The 20,314-nt window shown below is 52.0% G+C and carries 19 protein-coding genes; 11 read left to right on the forward strand and 8 right to left on the reverse strand.

The window, feature by feature from the left end:
• The first annotated feature begins 4 nt into the window (after positions 1-4).
• Genes trpCF through trpA form a run of 3 tightly spaced genes read left to right on the forward strand, consistent with a single transcriptional unit; the run spans position 5 to position 3,414 of the window.
• Positions 5-1,372: a bifunctional indole-3-glycerol-phosphate synthase TrpC/phosphoribosylanthranilate isomerase TrpF gene (gene trpCF / locus HOY33_RS00650; RefSeq protein ID WP_172287694.1), complete on the forward strand. Its 1,368-nt coding sequence runs from the start codon at positions 5-7 to the stop codon at positions 1,370-1,372.
• 45 nt (positions 1,373-1,417) lie between these two features.
• Positions 1,418-2,611, forward strand: coding sequence for a tryptophan synthase subunit beta (gene trpB / locus HOY33_RS00655; RefSeq protein ID WP_172288758.1), 1,194 nt, complete (start codon positions 1,418-1,420; stop codon positions 2,609-2,611).
• Positions 2,611-3,414, forward strand: coding sequence for a tryptophan synthase subunit alpha (gene trpA, locus HOY33_RS00660; protein WP_172287695.1), 804 nt, complete (start codon positions 2,611-2,613; stop codon positions 3,412-3,414). The genes trpB and trpA overlap by 1 nt, the downstream gene beginning before the upstream one ends.
• Before the next feature lie 92 nt (positions 3,415-3,506).
• Here trpA and ompW read toward each other — a convergent pair whose 3' ends face one another.
• Positions 3,507-4,142, reverse strand: coding sequence for an outer membrane protein OmpW (gene ompW / locus HOY33_RS00665; protein WP_172287697.1), 636 nt, complete (start codon positions 4,140-4,142; stop codon positions 3,507-3,509).
• A gap of 283 nt (positions 4,143-4,425) precedes the next feature.
• Between ompW and HOY33_RS00670 the strand changes: the two genes are divergently transcribed.
• The 4 genes from HOY33_RS00670 (at position 4,426) to yciA (ending at position 6,868) form a co-directional block, all read left to right on the forward strand.
• Positions 4,426-4,782, forward strand: coding sequence for a YkgJ family cysteine cluster protein (locus HOY33_RS00670; protein WP_172287699.1), 357 nt, complete (start codon positions 4,426-4,428; stop codon positions 4,780-4,782).
• A gap of 105 nt (positions 4,783-4,887) precedes the next feature.
• Entirely contained in the window at positions 4,888-5,640 is a 753-nt protein-coding gene (locus HOY33_RS00675) for a YciC family protein (protein WP_172287701.1), read from the forward strand.
• Between the two features lie 198 nt (positions 5,641-5,838).
• On the forward strand, positions 5,839-6,402 hold the full coding sequence (locus tag HOY33_RS00680; RefSeq protein WP_172287703.1) for a septation protein A: 564 nt from the start codon (positions 5,839-5,841) through the stop codon (positions 6,400-6,402).
• A gap of 43 nt (positions 6,403-6,445) precedes the next feature.
• The gene (gene yciA, locus HOY33_RS00685; RefSeq protein ID WP_172287705.1) at positions 6,446-6,868 is read left to right on the forward strand and encodes an acyl-CoA thioester hydrolase YciA; all 423 of its coding nucleotides are present in this window, start codon (positions 6,446-6,448) and stop codon (positions 6,866-6,868) included.
• 228 nt (positions 6,869-7,096) lie between these two features.
• Here the strand turns inward: yciA and tonB are convergent, their stop codons facing one another.
• Entirely contained in the window at positions 7,097-7,873 is a 777-nt protein-coding gene (gene tonB / locus HOY33_RS00690) for a TonB system transport protein TonB (RefSeq protein WP_172287706.1), read from the reverse strand.
• Between the two features lie 188 nt (positions 7,874-8,061).
• Between tonB and HOY33_RS00695 the strand changes: the two genes are divergently transcribed.
• The gene (locus HOY33_RS00695) at positions 8,062-8,358 is read left to right on the forward strand and encodes a YciI family protein (protein WP_172287708.1); all 297 of its coding nucleotides are present in this window, start codon (positions 8,062-8,064) and stop codon (positions 8,356-8,358) included.
• A gap of 53 nt (positions 8,359-8,411) precedes the next feature.
• Here HOY33_RS00695 and HOY33_RS00700 read toward each other — a convergent pair whose 3' ends face one another.
• Entirely contained in the window at positions 8,412-8,588 is a 177-nt protein-coding gene (locus tag HOY33_RS00700) for a YciY family protein (protein ID WP_172287709.1), read from the reverse strand.
• Between the two features lie 194 nt (positions 8,589-8,782).
• On the opposite strand from HOY33_RS00700, the gene cls reads away from it, so the two are divergent.
• On the forward strand, positions 8,783-10,243 hold the full coding sequence (gene cls, locus HOY33_RS00705) for a cardiolipin synthase (protein ID WP_172287711.1): 1,461 nt from the start codon (positions 8,783-8,785) through the stop codon (positions 10,241-10,243).
• Positions 10,244-10,298: 55 nt separating this feature from the next.
• The gene (locus tag HOY33_RS00710; protein WP_172287712.1) at positions 10,299-10,622 is read left to right on the forward strand and encodes an HI1450 family dsDNA-mimic protein; all 324 of its coding nucleotides are present in this window, start codon (positions 10,299-10,301) and stop codon (positions 10,620-10,622) included.
• 64 nt (positions 10,623-10,686) lie between these two features.
• On the opposite strand, the gene oppF is transcribed toward HOY33_RS00710, so the two are convergent.
• The 5 genes from oppF to oppA form a co-directional block, all read right to left on the reverse strand.
• A complete protein-coding gene (oppF, locus tag HOY33_RS00715; protein WP_172287714.1) occupies positions 10,687-11,709 on the reverse strand; it encodes a murein tripeptide/oligopeptide ABC transporter ATP binding protein OppF in 1,023 nt (340 codons plus the stop codon).
• Entirely contained in the window at positions 11,706-12,692 is a 987-nt protein-coding gene (locus HOY33_RS00720; RefSeq protein ID WP_253906902.1) for an ABC transporter ATP-binding protein, read from the reverse strand. The genes oppF and HOY33_RS00720 overlap by 4 nt, the downstream gene beginning before the upstream one ends.
• Before the next feature lie 11 nt (positions 12,693-12,703).
• The gene (oppC, locus tag HOY33_RS00725; RefSeq protein WP_172287717.1) at positions 12,704-13,612 is read right to left on the reverse strand and encodes an oligopeptide ABC transporter permease OppC; all 909 of its coding nucleotides are present in this window, start codon (positions 13,610-13,612) and stop codon (positions 12,704-12,706) included.
• An 11-nt stretch (positions 13,613-13,623) separates the two neighbouring features.
• On the reverse strand, positions 13,624-14,544 hold the full coding sequence (oppB, locus tag HOY33_RS00730) for an oligopeptide ABC transporter permease OppB (RefSeq protein ID WP_172287718.1): 921 nt from the start codon (positions 14,542-14,544) through the stop codon (positions 13,624-13,626).
• Positions 14,545-14,607: 63 nt separating this feature from the next.
• Positions 14,608-16,248, reverse strand: coding sequence for an oligopeptide ABC transporter substrate-binding protein OppA (oppA, locus tag HOY33_RS00735; protein ID WP_172287720.1), 1,641 nt, complete (start codon positions 16,246-16,248; stop codon positions 14,608-14,610).
• Positions 16,249-17,323: 1,075 nt separating this feature from the next.
• Between oppA and adhE the strand changes: the two genes are divergently transcribed.
• Entirely contained in the window at positions 17,324-20,026 is a 2,703-nt protein-coding gene (gene adhE / locus HOY33_RS00740; RefSeq protein WP_172287721.1) for a bifunctional acetaldehyde-CoA/alcohol dehydrogenase, read from the forward strand.
• The last annotated feature ends 288 nt before the right edge of the window (positions 20,027-20,314 follow it).

Here is a 20,314-nt window from a genome sequence, read left to right on the forward strand (position 1 = left end):
CGTCATGCAGGAAACCATACTGAATAAAATAGTGCGTGATAAAGCCCTATGGGTTGAAGATCGCCAGCAAAAGCAGCCGCTGTCGACGTTCCGGCACGATGTCGTGCCCAGCCAGCGGGACTTTTATCACGCGCTGCGCCAGAATCAGCCGGCGTTTATTCTGGAGTGCAAAAAAGCGTCCCCCTCAAAGGGATTAATTCGTGATGATTTCGATCCGGTGAAGATTGCGCAGGTCTATAAAGACTACGCCTCGGCCATTTCCGTGCTAACCGATGAAAAATATTTTCAGGGCGATTTTGCTTTTCTTCCGCAGGTCAGCGCGGCGGTTCATCAGCCGGTGCTGTGTAAAGACTTTATTATTTCGGAATATCAGATCTACCTGGCCCGCTATTATCAGGCTGACGCCATCCTGCTGATGTTATCCGTGCTGAACGACCAACAGTATCGGCAGTTGGCCGATGTCGCCCATAGCCTGAAGCTGGGCGTGTTGACCGAAGTCAGCAACGAGGAAGAACTTCAGCGCGCCATTCAACTGGAAGCCCGGGTGGTCGGCATTAACAACCGCGATCTGCGCGATCTCTCCATCGATCTTGAGCGTACCCGCCGACTTGCCCCACGCCTGCCGGCGGAGGTGACCGTCATCAGCGAGTCGGGGATTCATCGTCATGCGCAAATTCGCGAGCTGAGTCAGTTCGCCAACGGTTTTTTAATCGGCAGCTCCTTGATGTCCGAACCCGATCTGACGCTGGCCGTGCGCCGCGTTATTCTGGGAGAAAATAAAGTCTGCGGCCTGACCCGCGCGGAAGACGCGCAGGCGGCCTACCAGGCGGGCGCCGTCTATGGCGGTTTGATTTTTGTCGACGCCTCGCCCCGTCATGTCGAGATCGAACAGGCGGCGGCGGTTATCAACGGCGCTCCGCTGCGTTATGTCGGCGTGTTCCGCGATGCGCCGGTCGAGCGCATCGTCAGTATCGCCAAACAATTGAATCTGGCGGCGGTCCAGCTTCATGGCGGCGAAGATCAACACACCATTTCTTTGCTGCGTCAGCAGTTGCCCGCCGCCTGCCAAATATGGAAAGCGCTGAGCGTCGCGTCCGGCCTCCCCGAGAGAAATCTACAGGCGATCGACCGCTATGTGCTGGATAACGCTCAGGGCGGCAGCGGTCAAGCGTTCGACTGGTCGGTGCTCAACGGCCAGAACCTGGACAACGTGCTGTTGGCGGGCGGTCTGAACGCGGATAACTGTACGCAAGCCGCCCGACTGGGTTGCGCCGGGCTGGACTTCAACTCCGGGGTGGAAAATCAGCCCGGGAAAAAAGATGCGCATAAAATCGCGGCTGTTTTTCAGGCATTACGGGCCGTAACCCCGTAACACCCTGGCAGCACGGCTCACATTAAATCGATAAAAGACAGGAATATTATGACGTTACTCAACCCATACTTTGGTGAATTCGGCGGCCAGTATGTGCCGCAGATCCTCATCCCGGCTCTGCGTCAACTGGAGGAAGCCTTTGTCGCGGCACAGCAGGATCCCGAGTTTCAGGCCGAATTTACTGATTTGCTGAAAAACTATGCCGGACGGCCGACCGCGCTGACCCTATGCAGAAACCTGACCCACGGCACCCGCACCAAACTGTATCTGAAACGTGAAGATTTGTTGCATGGCGGCGCGCACAAAACTAACCAGGTGCTGGGACAGGCGCTGCTCGCCAAACGGATGGGGAAAAGCGAAATCATCGCCGAGACCGGCGCCGGGCAACACGGTGTCGCCACCGCGCTGGCGTGCGCCCTGCTGGGGTTGAAATGTCGCATCTATATGGGGGCGAAAGACGTTGAGCGTCAATCCCCCAACGTGTTCCGTATGCGCTTGATGGGCGCCGAGGTCATTCCGGTGCACAGCGGTTCCTCAACGTTGAAAGATGCCTGTAATGAAGCGCTGCGCGACTGGTCCGGCAGCTATGAAACCGCGCACTATCTGCTGGGCACTGCCGCGGGTCCCCATCCGTATCCGACGATTGTGCGTGAGTTTCAGCGCATGATCGGTGAAGAAACCAAAGCGCAGCTGCTGGAAAGAGAGGGCCGCTTGCCCGATGCCGTACTGGCCTGCGTAGGCGGCGGCTCCAACGCCATCGGGATGTTTGCCGACTTTATTGATGAAACCGCCGTTCGCCTGATCGGCGTTGAACCCGCCGGACTCGGCATTGAAACCGGACAGCACGGCGCGCCGCTTAAACATGGGCGGGTCGGCATCTATTTCGGTATGAAATCTCCGATGATGCAAACCGCTGACGGGCAAATCGAAGAGTCCTATTCGATTTCCGCCGGTTTGGATTTCCCCTCCGTCGGGCCTCAACATGCGTATCTGAACAGCGTCGGCCGGGCCGATTATGTGTCCATCACCGATGACGAAGCACTGGATGCCTTTAAGGAACTCTCCCGGCATGAAGGTATCATTCCGGCGTTGGAATCCTCTCATGCGCTGGCTTATGCGCTGAAAATGATTAAGCAGGAACCGGAGAAAGAACAAATTCTGGTGGTCAACCTGTCGGGCCGCGGCGATAAAGACATATTTACCGTTCACGATATTTTGAAAGATCGGGGAGAAATTTAATGGAGCGCTATCAACACCTGTTCAAACGTCTGGCTGACAATAAAGAAGGCGCTTTTGTTCCCTTTGTCACGTTGGGCGATCCATCGCCTGAGCAGTCGCTGAAAATTATTGATACCCTTATCGCAGCCGGCGCCGACGCGCTGGAGCTGGGCATCCCCTTTTCAGACCCGCTGGCCGATGGGCCAACCATTCAGGACGCCACGCTGCGCGCCTTTGCCGCGGGCACCACCCCCGGCCACTGCTTTGAGATGCTGGCCGCTATCCGGCAGAAATACCCTGATATTCCTATCGGCTTGCTGATGTATGCCAATCTGGTTTTCAGCAACGGCATTGATGAATTTTATCAACGTTGCGCGCAGATCGGCGTCGATTCCGTGCTGGTCGCCGATGTCCCGGTTGAGGAGTCCGCGCCTTTCCGTGCCGCGGCGCAACGTCACGGCATCGCCCCGATTTTTATCTGCCCGCCCAATGCGGATGACGACCTGCTGCGTGAGATTGCGTCCTACGGCCGTGGCTATACCTATTTATTATCGCGCGCCGGCGTCACCGGTGCGGAAAAACGCGCTCAGTTGCCGCTTCATCACCTGGTCGCCAAACTGCATGAATACCATGCCGCGCCGCCGCTTCAGGGATTTGGTATTTCAGAGCCTTCTCAGGTGCGGGAATCATTATCGGCGGGCGCCGCCGGCGCCATTTCCGGCTCGGCAATCGTGCGGATTATTGAAAAAAACCAGCATCAACCTGACGAAATGCTGGCGCAGCTTCACGCCTTTGTCAGCGAAATGAAAGCGGCAACGCGTTGATAACATTTCCACACAGCGCCAACGGCGGATAGTTATCCGCCGTTGGCGATTTGATGCGCCGCCGGGCAGGCCGGCGCATCATGTCATTAACATCAGAAACGATATCCGACGCCAAACATAAACACCCACGGATCCAAACGGGTGCTGACGTTTTGCTGTTCGCCGCCCGCTTTAAACCTCACTTCCGTGTCGATGTCCATCCACCACAGTGACGCATTAATCAACCAGTTTTCATCCAGGTTGTAATCCAGACCGGCTTGCGCGGCCACGCCCCAGGAATTTTTCAGGCTCAGATCGCTCAGCCCGGCATCTTTCCCTCTTTGATTGAATTTTTCATCATAAAACATGGTGTAGTTCAGACCGACGCCCAGGTAAGGACGCAGCTTGTCGGCTTTATCGCCAAAGTAATACTGTGCGACCAGAGACGGCGGCAAGTGGCTGACTTCGGCAATGTTGCCGACGCCGTTAAGGCCGACGCGATGGGTGAACGGCGTCGCCGCCAATAACTCCACGCCAATGTTGTCGGTCACCAGATAACTGAACGTCAATCCCAACTGGGTATTATTATCAACCTTGAACGATCCCAGACTTCCCAGCACATTATCCGACCCTTCCACCGGACGAACCGTTGCCGTTCCGCCACGAACAATGATATCACCCGCCTGATGAGCCTGGGCAAATGCCGGCATAAGTGCAGCAGCCAGTAATACAAAAGACGCTTTTTTCATTATCCACTCCCTTTATATGGTTTAAATTTCGAGCGAAATATACCTCCATGTGGACATTGTTGTTTTAATCCAGATCACATCTTTTAAATACTTTTTGCAAAATACGAACTCAATCAATTCTACGTAACTCATTAAAAATGCAAGAATTGATCTACATCAAAAACAACCAAAGATACATAAAATGCGTTTTGGGAAAAATACGCTGCCAAAAGGGTGATTTCAGCGCTAGATTTTTATTCTGACTGACAGGATTCAATACCGGTTAAGGGCGGTAATTAATTAAATGAGTGACAATGCCTGTATGCACTGCGGCGCTTGCTGCGCTTATTTCAGGGTATCTTTCTACTGGGCTGAAGCTGATGATGGCGGCGGCGTAGTACCTGCCTTACTCACAGAACCTCTTACCCCTTTTTTACGCTGCATGCAGGGTTCAAATAGCAAAAATCCTCGCTGCTGTGCGTTGGAAGGCAAGATCGGCGTCAATGTCAGCTGTTCGATTTATGTTAATCGGCCATCGCCATGTCGTGAATTTATGCAATCCGGAAAAAACGGCCAAATAAACGACGCCTGCAATCGTGCGCGGGCCAGTTATGGATTGCCACCGCTGATCGCCGCCATTGAACCGTCGGCGGCGGGATGATGAGAAATGAGAAGATCGCGCCCCCTGCGGGGGTGCCACAGTCTGGCGTAACAGGTTACAATTAAAGGCTAAGTAACATTGCTTATCTTTTCTCAAGGAGTTTGCATGCCTATCACGGCTAACACTTTGTACCGTGACACAATGAATTTTACGCGTAATCAGTTCATCAGTATTTTGATGATGGCGCTGTTGACCGCGTTCATTACTGTCATTCTGAATCAGGCCTTAGCCCCCGGCAATGAGGAATTACAAACGCTTAACGCCGCCAGCGGCGATCTCTCCTCATCCGCCGAACTGGGTATGATGGACTTGATCCAGCAGATGACCCCGGAACAGCAAACCGTGCTGCTCAAAATGTCTGCGGCCGGAACCTTTGCCGCCTTGATCGGCAACGCGATTCTTACCGGCGGCATACTGCTGCTGATTCAGATGGTTTCCGCCGGTAATCGCACCAGCGCGTTGCGGGCGATCGGCGCCTCCGCGCCCGTCTTACCCCGCCTTTTTATCCTGATCCTGTTCTGTACCCTGTTGGTTCAGCTTGGCATGCTGTTTCTGGTTGTTCCGGGCGTGTTATTGGCTATCGCATTAAGCCTGTCGCCGGTTATTGCCGTCGTTGAGAAACGTGGCGTATTCGGCTCCATCAAGGCAAGCGCGAAACTGGCTTATGCCAACCTACGCGTCACCGCGCCGGCCGTGATCCTGTGGTTATTGATCAAAGTTGCCATTCTGCTGCTGGTGACCAAAATCCCGATATTTTCGCCGACCGTCATTGCGGTGTTGCTAAATGGCCTGAGTAACCTGATATCCGCTATCCTGCTGATCTATCTGTTCCGCCTTTATATGCTGCTTCGCGCCTGATTTAACCTGTGCCGTACAAGCTGCGGCACATCTTCTTGTTTTTTATTGTTACTGCGCCGCCAACCTTTCCAATCGTAATTTTCTGCAAATTATTACGATATCAAGGGAACTGTGCCCCACAATAAAGGATAATACGCGCAGTTATCAGATAGCCATCCGGGTTATCGTCAACAAATTAGTGAGTGACGGATTGACACAATGAAGCAACTTCTTGATTTTCTCCCGCTAGTGGTTTTTTTTGTTTTTTACAAACTGTATGACATCTATGTTGCGTCCGGTGCGTTGATCGCGGCGACAGCGCTGGCGCTGATCGTCACCTGGGTGATTTATCGTAAAATAGAAAAGATGATGCTGGTGACCTTTGCCATGGTCGCCATTTTCGGCACATTGACGCTGGTATTCCATAACGATCAGTTTATTAAGTGGAAAGTCACCATCATTTATGCGCTATTCGCCATCGCGCTGCTGTTCAGCCAGTTCGTGATGAAAAAAACGCTGATCCAGAGAATGTTGGGCAAAGAGTTAACCCTACCGCAGGCGGTTTGGGGAAAACTGAACTTCTCCTGGGCCATGTTCTTTCTGGCGTGCGGATTGTTAAACATTTATATTGCTTTCTGGATGCCGCAAAGCGTTTGGGTTAATTTCAAAGTCTTTGGTTTGACTGGCGTTACCCTGCTATTTACATTGATCTGCGGCGTTTATATTTATCGGCATTTGCCTGACGATCGGGAAAAGTCAGAAGAAAACGGCGGCGAGCACTAACAATGCCCGCTTGATAAAAACAGCATAATTTATTGATACCACAATGAGCCAACAAAACGTGTTACCTCAGGGCGAGCTGGTACTTCGGACTCTGGCAATGCCTGCGGATACCAATGCAAACGGGGATATTTTCGGCGGCTGGCTAATGTCGCAGATGGACATGGGCGGCGCTATTCTGGCAAAGGAGATCGCAGAAGGCCGCGTCGTGACCGTACGGGTCGACGGAATGTCGTTTTTAAAACCGGTCGCCGTCGGCGACGTCATTTGCTGCTACGCGCGTTGCGTGCGTACCGGCCGTAGCTCCATCAATGTGAACGTCGAAGTTTGGGTAAAGAAAGTATCATCCGAACCGATCGGCCAACGCTATCGTGCGACCGAGGCGCTGTTTACTTATGTCGCCGTTGATGAAGACAGTCGTCCGCGCGAGCTGCCGATGGGCAAATGTCACTTTAACCCCGAAGACTGATACGCGCTTTACTGCGCCACCTATCCCACAAAAGAGAAAAGCCGCTGATAGCGGCTTGAGGTTGCTGACAAAGTCGTCTGTAAGCCTGAGATACCCGGGCCTACCGTGCCGAGGGGCGCTCCGGCGGCTTACGCCGCTACGACCCATCGCCACGCTCTCCCTAATAACGGGCTTTGTCAACGGTCTGAAAGCCGCTGGTAGCGGCTTTTCTCCTAAACGCAGGCGTGATTACTCCATCACTGCCCCACCATCAATCCTGAAGACGATGGTCACGACCAAATCCTTACCCGGCTTGTTGGCCTCATAACGCCATTTCCGCATCGCCTGTTTGATATCACGTTCAAACATATTCCGAGGCTCTGCTGAAACCACCCGAACGTTGTCTACCCGTCCGGAACTATCCACATCAAACTGCATTTTCACCCGGCCTTCAACCCGTAATGAAAATGCCCGTGCCGGATACTGCGGCTGAACCCGACTAAGCGGTCTCGGCCCTGTCGACTGTGTGTTCGCTACCGGCGCGGGAGCTTGTCTGACTGGCGCATTGGTCACATTTCGCGTTGGTTCATCGCTGGTAAAGGGTGCCGGCGGCTGTTTTTCAGCGACCTTCTCCCGTTTGACCGGTTTCGGTTGCTCCACCTTCTTCACCGGCTTTGGCTTAGGTTTAGGCTGTGGCTTCGGTTCAGGAAGCGGTACGGGGACAGGCTCAGGGATCGGTTCAGGTTCAGGAACCGGCTCGGGTTCCGGGATTGGCTCAGGCTCGGGAACAGGTTCCGGCTGTTTTACCGGTTCCGGTTCAGAGGGAGCGGGCTCTGCCGCTGGCGCCGCTTCAAGCGCGGCCGGATTCACCATAACCACGCTGATTGGTTTAGCGTGCTGAGGCAGCTCAAGCGCGTTATTAAACGACGCGTACAGCAAACCCGCAATCAGTGAACTGTGAACGCCAACTGAAAGTATAAACGGCCATGAATAGCGGCGGGTCAGGAGAAACTTTTTTTGCGGCATAGTATGTCTTCATCCTCTTATGCCGCCCAAGTTTAAATGCAAATAGCAATCATATTCAATAACAACACGTGTGATTGTTAAAAAAAACCAGGCTAAACTTTATTTATCTGGCAAATCAGTCTATTGCCCCTGCCGTTCCATCACGTATGATAAATCACTTCTTTTACCCCAACCTGTGAGGCTCGCCGATGTTATATGTTATTTACGCCGAAGATTCCGCCGATTCACTGGAGAAACGACTGGCGGCAAGACCCGCTCATCTTGCCCGACTGAAACAGTTGCAGGATCAAGGACAACTTATTACAGCCGGCCCCCTGCCGGCCGTTGACAGCGAAGATCCGGGCGCCGCCGGTTTTAGCGGTTCAATCATTATCGCCGAATTTCCCTCGCTGGAGGACGCGACATCCTGGGCAAACGACGATCCCTACGTTGCCGCCAACGTTTACCAGCAGGTAACGGTAAAACCCTTCAAAAAAGTTTTTTGATGTGTATGAAAAATTAACGGCCGTTCGATGCGGCCGCTAATTTTTTCAGCAGATTACCACTCGTAGGCTACCGCATATAACAGCGCGCGCCGCTGCTGTTTTTGCTGCAAATAGCGGGCGTAGTGAATATGGCGGTAAGTGCGCGATTGCGCCTCCAGCCAGCGACCTTTTCGACGCTGCATCTGACGCAACATCCTCCAACGGCTGACTTCATTCCGGCTGCGTTTCATGGCATAACTCTTATATCAGTAACTCGCGGCGCATATTATAGGCCCTTGATTGCGCGATCCAAGCAGTGTTTGCATTTCCCTTAGCGTACAATGCATCAATAGCGCTATTTTATTCAGAGCAAAGACATTTCCTCTTTTATCAAACTATGCGTACACTTTGTCGATGACTTACAGAAGGGATCTCCGCTGCCTTTATGACAACATTTTATACCGTAATAAGTTGGCTGCTTGTTTTCAGTTACTGGTTGCTGATCGCAGGTGTTACCCTGCGTATTCTGATGAAACGTCGGACGGTTCCCTCCGCCATGGCCTGGTTACTGGTTATCTACATTCTGCCCCTTGTCGGTATTGTCGCTTATCTCTCTTTCGGTGAATTACACCTTGGCAAACGCCGGGCGGAACGCGCCAGTAAAATGTGGCCATCCACGGCGAAATGGCTGCGTGAACTGAAAGAATACCGGCGGATTTTCGCCACGGAAAACAGCGAGGTCGCCAGCGCATTATTTCAACTGTGCGAACGCCGTCAGGGCGTGGGAGGCGTAAAAGGCAACCAGTTGCAACTGCTGACCACCTTTGATGACACCATTAAATCGCTGATCCGCGATATTGAACTTGCCCATAACAATATTGAGATGGTGTTCTATATCTGGCAGGCCGGCGGGATGGTCGATCAAGTCATGTCGTCACTGATTGCCGCCGCCCGCCGCGGCGTGAATTGCCGGATATTGCTCGACTCCGCGGGCAGCGTGCAGTTTTTTCGCAACCGCTACCCGGAACTGATGCGCACCGCCGGTATTGAGGTCGCCGAAGCGTTAAAAGTGAATTTACTTCGGGCATTTCTGCGGCGTATGGATTTACGCCAGCATCGTAAAATTATTCTGATCGATAATCGTATTGCCTATACCGGCAGCATGAACATGGTCGATCCGCGTTTTTTCAAGCAGAACGCAGGCGTGGGTCAGTGGGTTGATCTAATGGCCCGTATTGAAGGTCCGGTTGCGACGACGTTGGGCATTATCTACTGCTGCGACTGGGAAATGGAAACCGGCAAACGGCTATTGCCGCCCCCGCCCGACGTCAATATGATGCCGTTTGAACAAGAAACCGGGCATACCATCCAGTTGATTGCTTCCGGGCCGGGCTATCCGGAAGAGTTGATCCACCAGGCGCTGTTAACCTCGGTTTACTCCGCGCGTAAGCAGTTGATTATGACCACGCCCTATTTCGTGCCCAGCGACGACCTGCTGCACGCCATATGCACCGCGGCGCAACGCGGTGTGGATGTCAGCATCATCGTGCCGTATAAAAATGATTCCGTACTGGTGGGCTGGGCCAGTCGGGCATTTTTTGCCGAATTACTGGCGGCGGGGGTAAAAATCCATCAGTTTAAAGACGGACTGCTGCACACCAAGAGCGTGCTGGTCGATGGGCAATTGAGTCTGATCGGCACCGTCAACCTCGATATGCGCAGCCTGTGGCTAAACTTTGAAATTACCGTGGTGATTGACGATGCGGGTTTCGGCACCGACCTCGCCTGTGTGCAGGAAGATTATATTGCCCGCTCCACGCTGGTGAATGAAGTTGAATGGCAAAATCGGCCTTATTGGCAGCGGATCGTCGAGCGACTGTTTTACTTTTTCAGCCCCCTGCTATAAATATGGTTTTTCCCGTGTTCTAATAGCGCCATCACGTATTAACAGGATATCTTGTATGGATTTGAATAATCGCCTGAGCGAAGACGAAACGCTGGAACAGGCCTACGATATCTTTCTTGAATTGGCGGCGGATAATCTCGACCCGGCGGATATTTTGCTGTTTAACCTACAGTTCGAGGAACGCGGCGGCGCCGAGTTATTCGATCCTGCCGAGGACTGGTTGGAACATGTTGATTTCGACCTTAACCCCGATTTCTTTGCCGAAGTGGTGATAGGTCTGGCGGAACAAGACGGCGAGGATATCACCGACATTTTTGCCCGCGTGCTGATTTGCAGGGAAAAAGACCACAAGCTTTGCCATATCCTGTGGAAAGAATAGGCCGTCGCTTTTCTGACCTATCTACGCCCGTCGCCCCATATCCTAGGGACGACGGAGATAATCATCAGGCTTTCTGCGGCAACAACGACTGCGGGTCCACTTTCAGGCAGGATACCGCATGGGTGAAACTCCCCTCCAGCAGCGGTCGGGTTATCGCACACTCGGGGCCGACAATCGGACAACGCGTACGGAAAACACATCCCGAAGGCGGATTAATCGGCGAAGGCAGTTCCCCCTCCAGCAACGGTATCCGCTTATTTCTTTCCTTATCCGGATCAGGAATGGGGACGGCCGACATCAAGGCCCGGGTATACGGGTGCTGCGGATGGTAATAGACCTGGTTATAGGTTCCCAGCTCCACCGCATGCCCCAGATACATAACCAACACCCGGTCGGAAATGTGCTTCACCACCGATAAATCATGCGCAATGAAAATCAGGGACAGCCGCATTTCACGCTGCAATTGCCGCAGCAGGTTGACAACCTGCGCCTGAATGGAGACATCCAGCGCGGAAACCGGCTCATCGCAGATGATCAGTTTCGGTTCCAGAATCAACGCCCGGGCGATGCCTATACGCTGGCACTGTCCACCGGAGAACTCATGCGGGTAGCGATTGATCAAATTGGGCAGTAAACCGACCTTCAGCATCATTCCTTTGACGCGTTCTTTCACCGACTGACGAGAAAGTTTGGGATGGTAGGTTTTTAACGGCTCCGCGATAATTTCACCGATCGTCATCCGCGGATTAAGCGACGCCAACGGATCCTGAAAAATCATCTGGATATCGCTGCGCACCCTGCGCCACTGCATATCGTTCATCCCCAGCAAATCTCTTCCCAGCCAGGTGATGTGTCCGGACGTGGCCTTCACCAGACCGATAATGGCGCGCGCCAGGGTGGATTTGCCGCAGCCGGATTCGCCCACGATGCCCAGCGTTTCGCCTTCATACAAGCGCAGCGTAACGCCATCCACCGCCTTCAGCGTTTTCGCCGGCTGCCAGAACCATTGTTTATCATCCCTCACCTCAAAGTGAACTTTCAAATCAGCCACTTCCAGCAAGACTGTTTTTTCCTCCTCCTTATTCATAACACCTCCTCGATGGCTCTAAAGCAGGCTCGCAGGCGACCCTGTTCGAAAGACTCCAGCGCCGGCGTGCCATGACACACATCCATCGCATAGGGACAGCGCGGCTGAAACGGGCAACCTTTCGGCAACCGCAGCAAATTAGGCGGATTTCCAGGAATGGTCGCCAGCGTTTCATCCTCCGCATCCAGGCGGGGAACGGCATGCAGCAGCCCGACGGAGTAAGGATGACTGGGGCGATAAAACACATCACGCGCGCTGCCATATTCCATGGTGCGTCCCGCGTACATTACCAGCACCTTGTCACAAATACCGGCCACCACCCCCAGGTCGTGGGTGATCATAATAATGGCGGTATTGAATTCGCGTTTCAGATCGTTCAATAACGCCATAATCTGCGCCTGCACCGTCACATCCAGCGCCGTTGTCGGCTCATCCGCAATCAACAGTTTGGGGCGGCACAGCAGCGCCATAGCGATCATCACGCGCTGCCGCATGCCGCCGGAAAACTCATGCGGATACATTTTCATACGTTTTCTCGCTTCCGGCATTTTTACCGCGTCGAGCATTCTGACCGATTCTTCAAAGGCTTCACTTTTGCCAAGACGCTTATGCAGCATCAGCACTTCCATCAGTTGTTCGCCGACCCGCATATAGGGATTCAACGACGTCATCGGATCCTGAAATATCATGGCGATTTCTTCAGCGCGTAGCTTATTTAGCTGACGCTCCGGCAGATTGAGGATCTCGCGGCCATGAAAGCGTGACGAACCGCTGATATAACCATTGCCGGCTAACAACCCCATTAGCGCAAATGCGGTCTGGGATTTTCCCGAGCCGGACTCGCCGACAATCCCCAGCGTCTCCCCCGCATTCAGGGTAAAATTGAGATCGTTTACCGCGGTCACTTCGCCGTCCGGGGTACGGAACGTCACCCGTAAATCCTGAACGCAGAGCAGTGCTTCGGTTGAATCCATCCTATTCATGCGACACCTCATCAGCGATCTTTCGGATCGAGGGCATCACGCAGGCCATCGCCGATAAAATTAAAACAAAACAGCGTCACCACCAGAAATGCGGCGGGATAAAACAGTAGCCAGGAAGACACTTCCATGGAATTGGCGCCATCATTCAGCAGCGCGCCCCAACTGCTTAACGGCTCCTGGGTTCCCAGCCCCAGAAAGCTCAGAAATGATTCAAACAGGATCATGCTCGGCACCAGTAATGAGGCATACACCATCACCACGCCCAGGACATTTGGTACGATGTGACGTAACACTATGCCGCGCGTCGAAACCCCGGAAACCACCGCGGCCTCAATGAACTCCTTACGTTTCAGACTGAGCGTCTGCCCGCGGACAATACGCGCCATATCCAGCCAGGACACCATGCCGATCGCCACAAAGATCAACAGCATGTTCTGACCGAAAAAGGTCACCAGCAAAATAACGAAAAACATGAACGGGAATGAGTTGAGGATCTCCAGCAGACGCATCATCACCGAGTCGACTTTGCCGCCAAGATAACCGGACAGCGCCCCATACAAGGTGCCGACAATCACCGCGACCAGCGCGGCGGCCACCCCCACCATTAACGAAATCCGTCCGCCAATGGCCACGCGCACCAGCAGGTCGCGCCCTGAAGAATCCGTACCGAAATAGTGCCCGGACGCCATATCCGGAGCGGATGACATCATGCTCCAGTCCGTATCCGCATAATTAAAGGGCGATAACAGCGGAGCGACGATCACAAATAACGTAATCAGTCCCAGCATAACGAGACTGGCCAAGGCGGCGCGATTGTGAATAAACCGCTGCCGGGCGTCTTGCCACAGGCTGCGGCCTTCAATTTCCATCTGCTCGCTGAAATTATCCAACGCTTCAATATCTCTGCGATTCCAAAACATAGCGCCTCCGGTCAGTAGCGAATTTTCGGATCGATAACCGCGTATAACACATCAATTATCGCATTGAATAAAATCGTTAATCCGCCGACCAAAATAGTCAGACTCAACACCAATGAATAATCGCGATTCAGTGCTCCATTAACAAAAAGTTGCCCGATACCCGGTAAGCCAAAAATCGTTTCGATAACCATAGAGCCGGTAATAATGCCGACAAAAGCCGGCCCCATATACGACAGCACCGGCAACAAGGCCGGCTTTAAAGCATGGCGCAGAATAATGCGACGCAAAGGCAATCCCTTGGCGCGCGCGGTACGAATAAAATTGGAATGGAGCACTTCAATCATCGATCCCCGGGTAATGCGCGCGATACTGGCGATATAAGAGAGCGATAATGCCACCATCGGCAAAATCATATATCTGGGCGCCCCACCATTCCAGCCGCCACCCGGCAGCCAGCGCAGCGTAATCGAAAATATCAGCACCAGTAACGGCGCCACCACAAAACTGGGGATCACCACGCCGGTCATGGCAAACCCCATTACCGTATAATCCCATTTACTGTTTTGATTCAGCGCGGCAATCACCCCGGCGCTGACGCCGAAAACCACCGCCAGCAAAAATGCGGCCGCCCCCAATTTAGCGGAAACCGGAAATGAAGCCGCCACCAAATCGTTCACGGAATAGTCTTTATATTTAAATGAAGGGCCGAAATCCCCCTGAGCCAGTTGCCATAAATAGCTGCCATACTGGGTCAGTATCGGGTCGTTAAGGTGATATTTGGCCTCAATATTGGCCATCACTTCAGGCGGGAGGTTACGCTCCCCGGTAAAAGGGCTACCGGGTGCAAGACGCATCATAAAAAATGAGAGCGTGATCAGAATAAACAGCGTCGGAATCGCTTCCAGACAACGACGGAAAATAAATTTTAACATTGCCCGTACCTATAAAACCTGCAAAGAGACGCGGGCGCCAGTGTCAGGCCGCCCGCGATATTATCAGTGCTTAATGATATAAAGATCTTTCACATAGATATTATCCATCGGATCTTTACCGGTTAACCCACCGACATAAGGCTTTACCAGCCGGGTATTGGCGTAATAGTAAACCGGAACGATAACCGCATCGTTATCCAATAGCGTTTCCGCCTGTTGATAGACGGCGGCACGCTCTTCTTCCGTTTCGACCTGCAACGATTTGGCGATCAGCGCATCAAAATCACTGCTCTTATAATGTGATGTATTACTGCTGCTATCGGACAGCATACTGTTGAGGAAGGTGGAAGGTTCATTGTAATCGGCGCACCATCCGGCGCGGGCGACATCAAAGCTGCCCTGATGGCGGGTATCCAGGAACGTTTTCCATTCCTGATTCTCAAGTTTCACATTCACGCCAATATTCTGTTTCCAGATGGAGGCCGCCGCAATCGCCATCTTTTTATGCAAGTCGGAGGTGTTGTATAACAAATTGAAGGTCAGCGGCTTGTCCGGGCTATATCCCGCCTCCGCCAGCAATTTTTTCGCTTCCTGATTGCGCTTTTCCTGCGGCCAGCCAAACCATTCCGGCGGCGTTTGGGCGATACCGTCAATATAGGGCGGCACAAAACCATAGGCGGGAATATCCCCCTGATTCTTAACTTTGTTGGTTAAGATATCCTGGCTCAGACCCAGGCGCAGCGCGGTTCTGACCCTAACGTCGTTAAACGGCGCTTTTTGATTGTTCATCTCGTAGTAGTAGGTGCACAAATACGGGTTTATTTGCACTTCCTGCGGGAGCTCTTTTTTTAATTTTTGGAACAGTTCAATCGGCAGGTAGTTATAGGTCATATCGATTTCACCGCTGCGATAGCGATTAACATCCGTCACTTCTGATGAGATAGGCAAATAAGTCACCTGATTGATGACTGTTTTTTCGTTATCCCAATAGTTGGCATTGCGCTCCAGCACAATCTTTTCATTCACGATCCACGTTTTCAGCTTATAGGCGCCATTCCCCACCCAATTCTGCGGTTGCGTCCATCTTTCACCAAACTTCTCCACCACCGCTTGGTTCACCGGCGACATGGCGGGATAAATGGGCAGTTTATAAAAATAGGGAACCGCCTCAGAGAGCGTGACTTCCAGCGTATGATCGTCCAGCGCTTTTACCCCCAGCGTATCGGGACTCTTTTTACCGGCGATGATGTCATCAATATTCAGTAAATGGCCGTATTGCAGATAGCTGGCATAGGGAGAAGCGGTTTTCGGATCGGCCAACCGGCGCCAGCTATATACGAAATCGTGTGCGGTGACAACGTCACCATTTGACCACCGCGCATCTTTACGTAAATGAAAGGTCCACACCTTGAACGCGTTGTTGTCCCAGCGTTCCGCAACCCCGGGGATCACCCTGCCGTCGACATCCGAAATCACCAGCCCTTCCAGTAAATCGTGCGACACATTGGACTCAGGAACGCCTTCTATTTTATGCGGATCCAATGATGCCACCTCTGCGCCATTATTACGTACCAGCACCTGATTCTCTGCCAGCGCCACACCAGCAGGCACCGTAGCGGACCAGGCTTGAGTGCCTGAAATTACACCTAGAACGACGATGATGCCTGCGGCGGCCAATCTTTTTGGGGTGGTAATATGCGTCATTATCTTCTCCTGTTTTGTTTATCACATACTGGTAAACTCATCCTGTAATTACTCTTTTGATAACTTCACTATTATTTGATTACTCCCTGTACAGTCCCTCGCTTCCTGGCTGACGCAGACGGGTACGGCGGGAAGAATATTCACCATCCACGAAAGAAACGACTGGAAGAACACGCGATCTCATCTCTATGGATTGCCTTCTTATCCCCTTCAGATGTTCAATGCGATAAATACCCTTATATCATTTGATCACGCGTTAGTTACTTATAACGCTAATGATTATGACAATGCCACAACATTTAGCGGGACTAATAAGTTTAGTTTATGAATAGACCTAAATAACCGCCCACAACTCGACGCTATTATCGAAAAAGTGACGCCATACAAATGGCACGAGGGATGAGGCTTGATATATAAGAATTTTTTACAACAGATAAAATGAGGGGAATGAAGATGTCATCATGGAGACATTTTTCGAGATAAGTCGCTACTTATCGTTGATAAGATAGTTAGTCATACTGATAAATAGGGGAAGAACGCCTGTCAGATCGATCAATCCAAACAATCCGATGAGAAACTTGATACAGTCCGAAAAATCCCTCAATAAGTGACCACATACCCTCCCGTTCGGGTTGCGCACGCACGGGTGCCTCGGCGGCGCCGATATCATATAATATGGCTATATTTATCCTTACTTTGCTGCGGGATTTTATTTCACGCTCTATCTGTTAAATAACATTTAAAAACAATTTATATACATTTTGCAGTTACATATAAAAGGAAGCGGACGATAAAATAGCGCCTTGTTGAGAATTATTCTCAAAAAAGCCCTGCTGAAAGGTGTCAGCATCGAAAAATATAGATGGAGATCACAAAAAGAACCTTTATAAGCGAGTATGCTGTTCCGTAACCCGTGGTCGGTACTGTGACAAGCTCTTTGAGTCAATCAATGCAGAAATGAGAATAGTGACCCTGTTAGGTTTCTCCGAGCAAACACAACATGCGCTCATTTATCTATACTCATTTACTTAGCAAACTATTGACTGAAAGAGTTTAACATTATCAGGAGAGCATTATGGCCGTAACCAATGTTGCTGAACTTAACGCACTGGTCGAAAGAGTGAAAAAGGCGCAGCAGGAATTTGCCAATTACACTCAGGAACAAGTCGACAAAATCTTCCGGGCAGCCGCGCTTGCTGCCTCAGATGCTCGAATTCCACTGGCGAAGATGGCTGTCGCCGAGTCTGGAATGGGTATCGTGGAAGATAAAGTAATCAAAAACCACTTTGCTTCCGAATACATTTACAACGCCTATCAGGATGAAAAAACCTGTGGCGTGCTTTCTACCGACGACACCTTTGGCACGATCACCATTGCCGAACCCATCGGTCTGATCTGCGGTATCGTTCCGACTACCAACCCCACTTCCACTGCGATTTTCAAAGCATTAATCAGCCTGAAAACCCGTAACGGCATCATCTTTTCTCCGCATCCGCGGGCAAAAAATGCGACCAACAAAGCCGCCGATATCGTCCTGCAAGCCGCTATCGCCGCGGGCGCGCCAAAAGATATCATCGGCTGGATCGACCAACCTTCGGTTGAACTGTCCAACCAGTTGATGCATCACCCGGATATCAATCTGATTCTGGCTACCGGCGGCCCAGGCATGGTTAAAGCCGCATACAGCTCCGGTAAACCGGCAATCGGCGTAGGCGCAGGTAATACGCCGGTGGTTATTGATGAAACCGCCGATCTTAAACGCGCCGTAGCGTCAATTCTAATGTCAAAAACCTTTGATAACGGCGTTATCTGTGCTTCTGAACAGTCAGTGATTGTGGTCGACAGCGTCTACGACGCCGTTCGCGAACGCTTTGCCTCGCACGGCGCTTATATGCTGAAAGGTAAAGAACTGCATGCCGTACAGGGCATTCTGTTGAAAAATGGCGCCCTGAACGCCGATATCGTCGGTCAACCGGCGCCAAAAATCGCGGAATTGGCTGGCATCAGCGTCCCTGCGAACACCAAAGTGCTGATCGGTGAAGTCACCGATGTTGACGAATCCGAACCATTTGCTCACGAAAAACTGTCCCCGACCCTGGCGATGTATCGCGCTACCGATTTTAACGATGCCGTGATAAAAGCCGAGAAACTGGTCGCAATGGGCGGGATTGGTCACACCTCCTGCTTGTACACCGATCAGGATAACCAACCGGAGCGTGTGAATCACTTCGGCAACCTGATGAAAACCGCCCGTATCCTGATCAACACCCCGGCTTCTCAAGGTGGTATCGGCGATCTGTACAACTTCAAACTCGCCCCATCCCTGACGCTGGGTTGTGGTTCCTGGGGGGGTAACTCCATCTCGGAAAACGTCGGTCCGAAACACTTGATCAACAAGAAAACGGTAGCCAAGCGAGCAGAAAATATGTTGTGGCATAAACTTCCCAAATCTATTTACTTCCGTCGCGGTTCATTACCGATTGCGCTTGAAGAAGTCGCTTCCGACGGGGCAAAACGCGCATTCATCGTGACCGACCGTTTCCTGTTCAATAACGGCTACGTCGATCAGATCGTTTCCGTCCTGAAAGAGCGTGGGCTGGAAACCGAAGTCTTCTTCGAGGTTGAAGCGGATCCAACGCTGAGCATCGTGCGTAAAGGCGCGGAGCAGATGAACTCCTTTAAACCGGATGTCATTATCGCGCTGGGCGGCGGTTCCCCGATGGATGCGGCGAAAATCATGTGGGTCATGTACGAACACCCGGATACGCATTTTGAAGAACTGGCATTACGCTTTATGGACATCCGTAAACGTATTTACAAGTTCCCGAAAATGGGCGTGAAAGCCAAAATGATCGCGGTTACCACCACCTCCGGCACCGGTTCCGAAGTCACGCCGTTTGCCGTGGTGACCGATGATGCCACCGGGCAGAAATATCCATTGGCCGACTACGCATTAACGCCGGATATGGCGATTGTCGACGCCAACCTGGTTATGAATATGCCGAAATCCCTGTGTGCGTTCGGTGGTCTGGATGCCGTCACTCACGCGCTGGAAGCCTATGTTTCCGTGCTGGCGAACGAATATTCAGACGGTCAGGCGTTGCAGGCGTTGAAACTGCTGAAAGAAAACCTGCCGGCCAGCTATCATGAAGGCGCGAAGAACCCGGTAGCTCGCGAACGTGTTCATAATGCCGCGACGATTGCCGGTATCGCTTTCGCCAACGCCTTCCTGGGTGTTTGTCACTCAATGGCGCACAAGCTGGGCTCTGAGTTCCACATCCCGCACGGTCTGGCGAATGCCATGTTGATCTCAAACGTTATTCGCTATAACGCCAACGACAACCCGACCAAGCAAACGACGTTCAGCCAGTATGATCGTCCGCAAGCTCGTCGTCGCTACGCTGAAGTCGCCGATCATCTGCGTCTGACAGCACCAAGCGATCGTACTGCGCAGAAGATTGAAAAATTGTTGAACTGGTTGGAAGAAATAAAGGCAGATCTGGGTATTCCTACCTCTATCCGTGAGGCTGGCGTACAAGAAGCCGACTTCCTAGCGAAAGTGGACAAACTGTCCGAAGATGCCTTCGACGACCAATGTACCGGCGCTAACCCGCGTTATCCGTTGATTTCAGAACTGAAACAAATTCTGATGGATACGTATTACGGGCGTAAATTCTCTGAAAACACCACAGAGAAAGGTGCTACCGAAGCCGTTGCGGCAACACCCGCCGCGCCTGCAACAAAAGTAGCCAAGCAAGCCAAAAAAGTGACGAGTTAACCCGTCGGGGGAATAACAGCCTCAACAGAGGCTGTTGTCCAAGCACCTCGCATCAATACCCTGTCAGCCCGCTGTCAGGGTATTTTTTCGTCCTGCGTTAAAAAAGCCGCCGTAGGCTATTGTCGGAATAGTTTATCCCTGGCGCAGTAAATTTGTGCATTGATTTGCATTAACCTTGTTACCCCCCTCCTCGCCTCATTTCGCCTCTCTGCGAGCCTGTGGCGCGAATTCAGCGACTCCCTACGAGAGGGGTTAAGATTATTTAATATCGCCGTCTGGAGTCGTTTT

The sequence above is a fragment of the Brenneria sp. hezel4-2-4 genome (assembly GCF_013155275.1).
Classification (GTDB): domain Bacteria; phylum Pseudomonadota; class Gammaproteobacteria; order Enterobacterales; family Enterobacteriaceae; genus Brenneria.

Bases quoted from the DNA above. Each gene is read 5' to 3' on its own strand.
- trpCF (WP_172287694.1), top strand. From the start codon at position 5: ATGCAGGAAACCATACTGAATAAAATAGTGCGTGATAAAGCCCTATGG.
- trpA (WP_172287695.1), top strand. From the start codon at position 2,611: ATGGAGCGCTATCAACACCTGTTCAAACGTCTGGCTGACAATAAAGAA.
- ompW (WP_172287697.1), bottom strand. From the start codon at position 4,142: ATGAAAAAAGCGTCTTTTGTATTACTGGCTGCTGCACTTATGCCGGCA.
- HOY33_RS00670 (WP_172287699.1), top strand. From the start codon at position 4,426: ATGAGTGACAATGCCTGTATGCACTGCGGCGCTTGCTGCGCTTATTTC.
- HOY33_RS00675 (WP_172287701.1), top strand. From the start codon at position 4,888: ATGCCTATCACGGCTAACACTTTGTACCGTGACACAATGAATTTTACG.
- HOY33_RS00680 (WP_172287703.1), top strand. From the start codon at position 5,839: ATGAAGCAACTTCTTGATTTTCTCCCGCTAGTGGTTTTTTTTGTTTTT.
- yciA (WP_172287705.1), top strand. From the start codon at position 6,446: ATGAGCCAACAAAACGTGTTACCTCAGGGCGAGCTGGTACTTCGGACT.
- tonB (WP_172287706.1), bottom strand. From the start codon at position 7,873: ATGCCGCAAAAAAAGTTTCTCCTGACCCGCCGCTATTCATGGCCGTTT.
- HOY33_RS00695 (WP_172287708.1), top strand. From the start codon at position 8,062: ATGTTATATGTTATTTACGCCGAAGATTCCGCCGATTCACTGGAGAAA.
- HOY33_RS00700 (WP_172287709.1), bottom strand. From the start codon at position 8,588: ATGAAACGCAGCCGGAATGAAGTCAGCCGTTGGAGGATGTTGCGTCAG.
- cls (WP_172287711.1), top strand. From the start codon at position 8,783: ATGACAACATTTTATACCGTAATAAGTTGGCTGCTTGTTTTCAGTTAC.
- HOY33_RS00710 (WP_172287712.1), top strand. From the start codon at position 10,299: ATGGATTTGAATAATCGCCTGAGCGAAGACGAAACGCTGGAACAGGCC.
- oppF (WP_172287714.1), bottom strand. From the start codon at position 11,709: ATGAATAAGGAGGAGGAAAAAACAGTCTTGCTGGAAGTGGCTGATTTG.
- HOY33_RS00720 (WP_253906902.1), bottom strand. From the start codon at position 12,692: ATGAATAGGATGGATTCAACCGAAGCACTGCTCTGCGTTCAGGATTTA.
- oppC (WP_172287717.1), bottom strand. From the start codon at position 13,612: ATGTTTTGGAATCGCAGAGATATTGAAGCGTTGGATAATTTCAGCGAG.
- oppB (WP_172287718.1), bottom strand. From the start codon at position 14,544: ATGTTAAAATTTATTTTCCGTCGTTGTCTGGAAGCGATTCCGACGCTG.
- oppA (WP_172287720.1), bottom strand. From the start codon at position 16,248: ATGACGCATATTACCACCCCAAAAAGATTGGCCGCCGCAGGCATCATC.
- adhE (WP_172287721.1), top strand. From the start codon at position 17,324: ATGGCCGTAACCAATGTTGCTGAACTTAACGCACTGGTCGAAAGAGTG.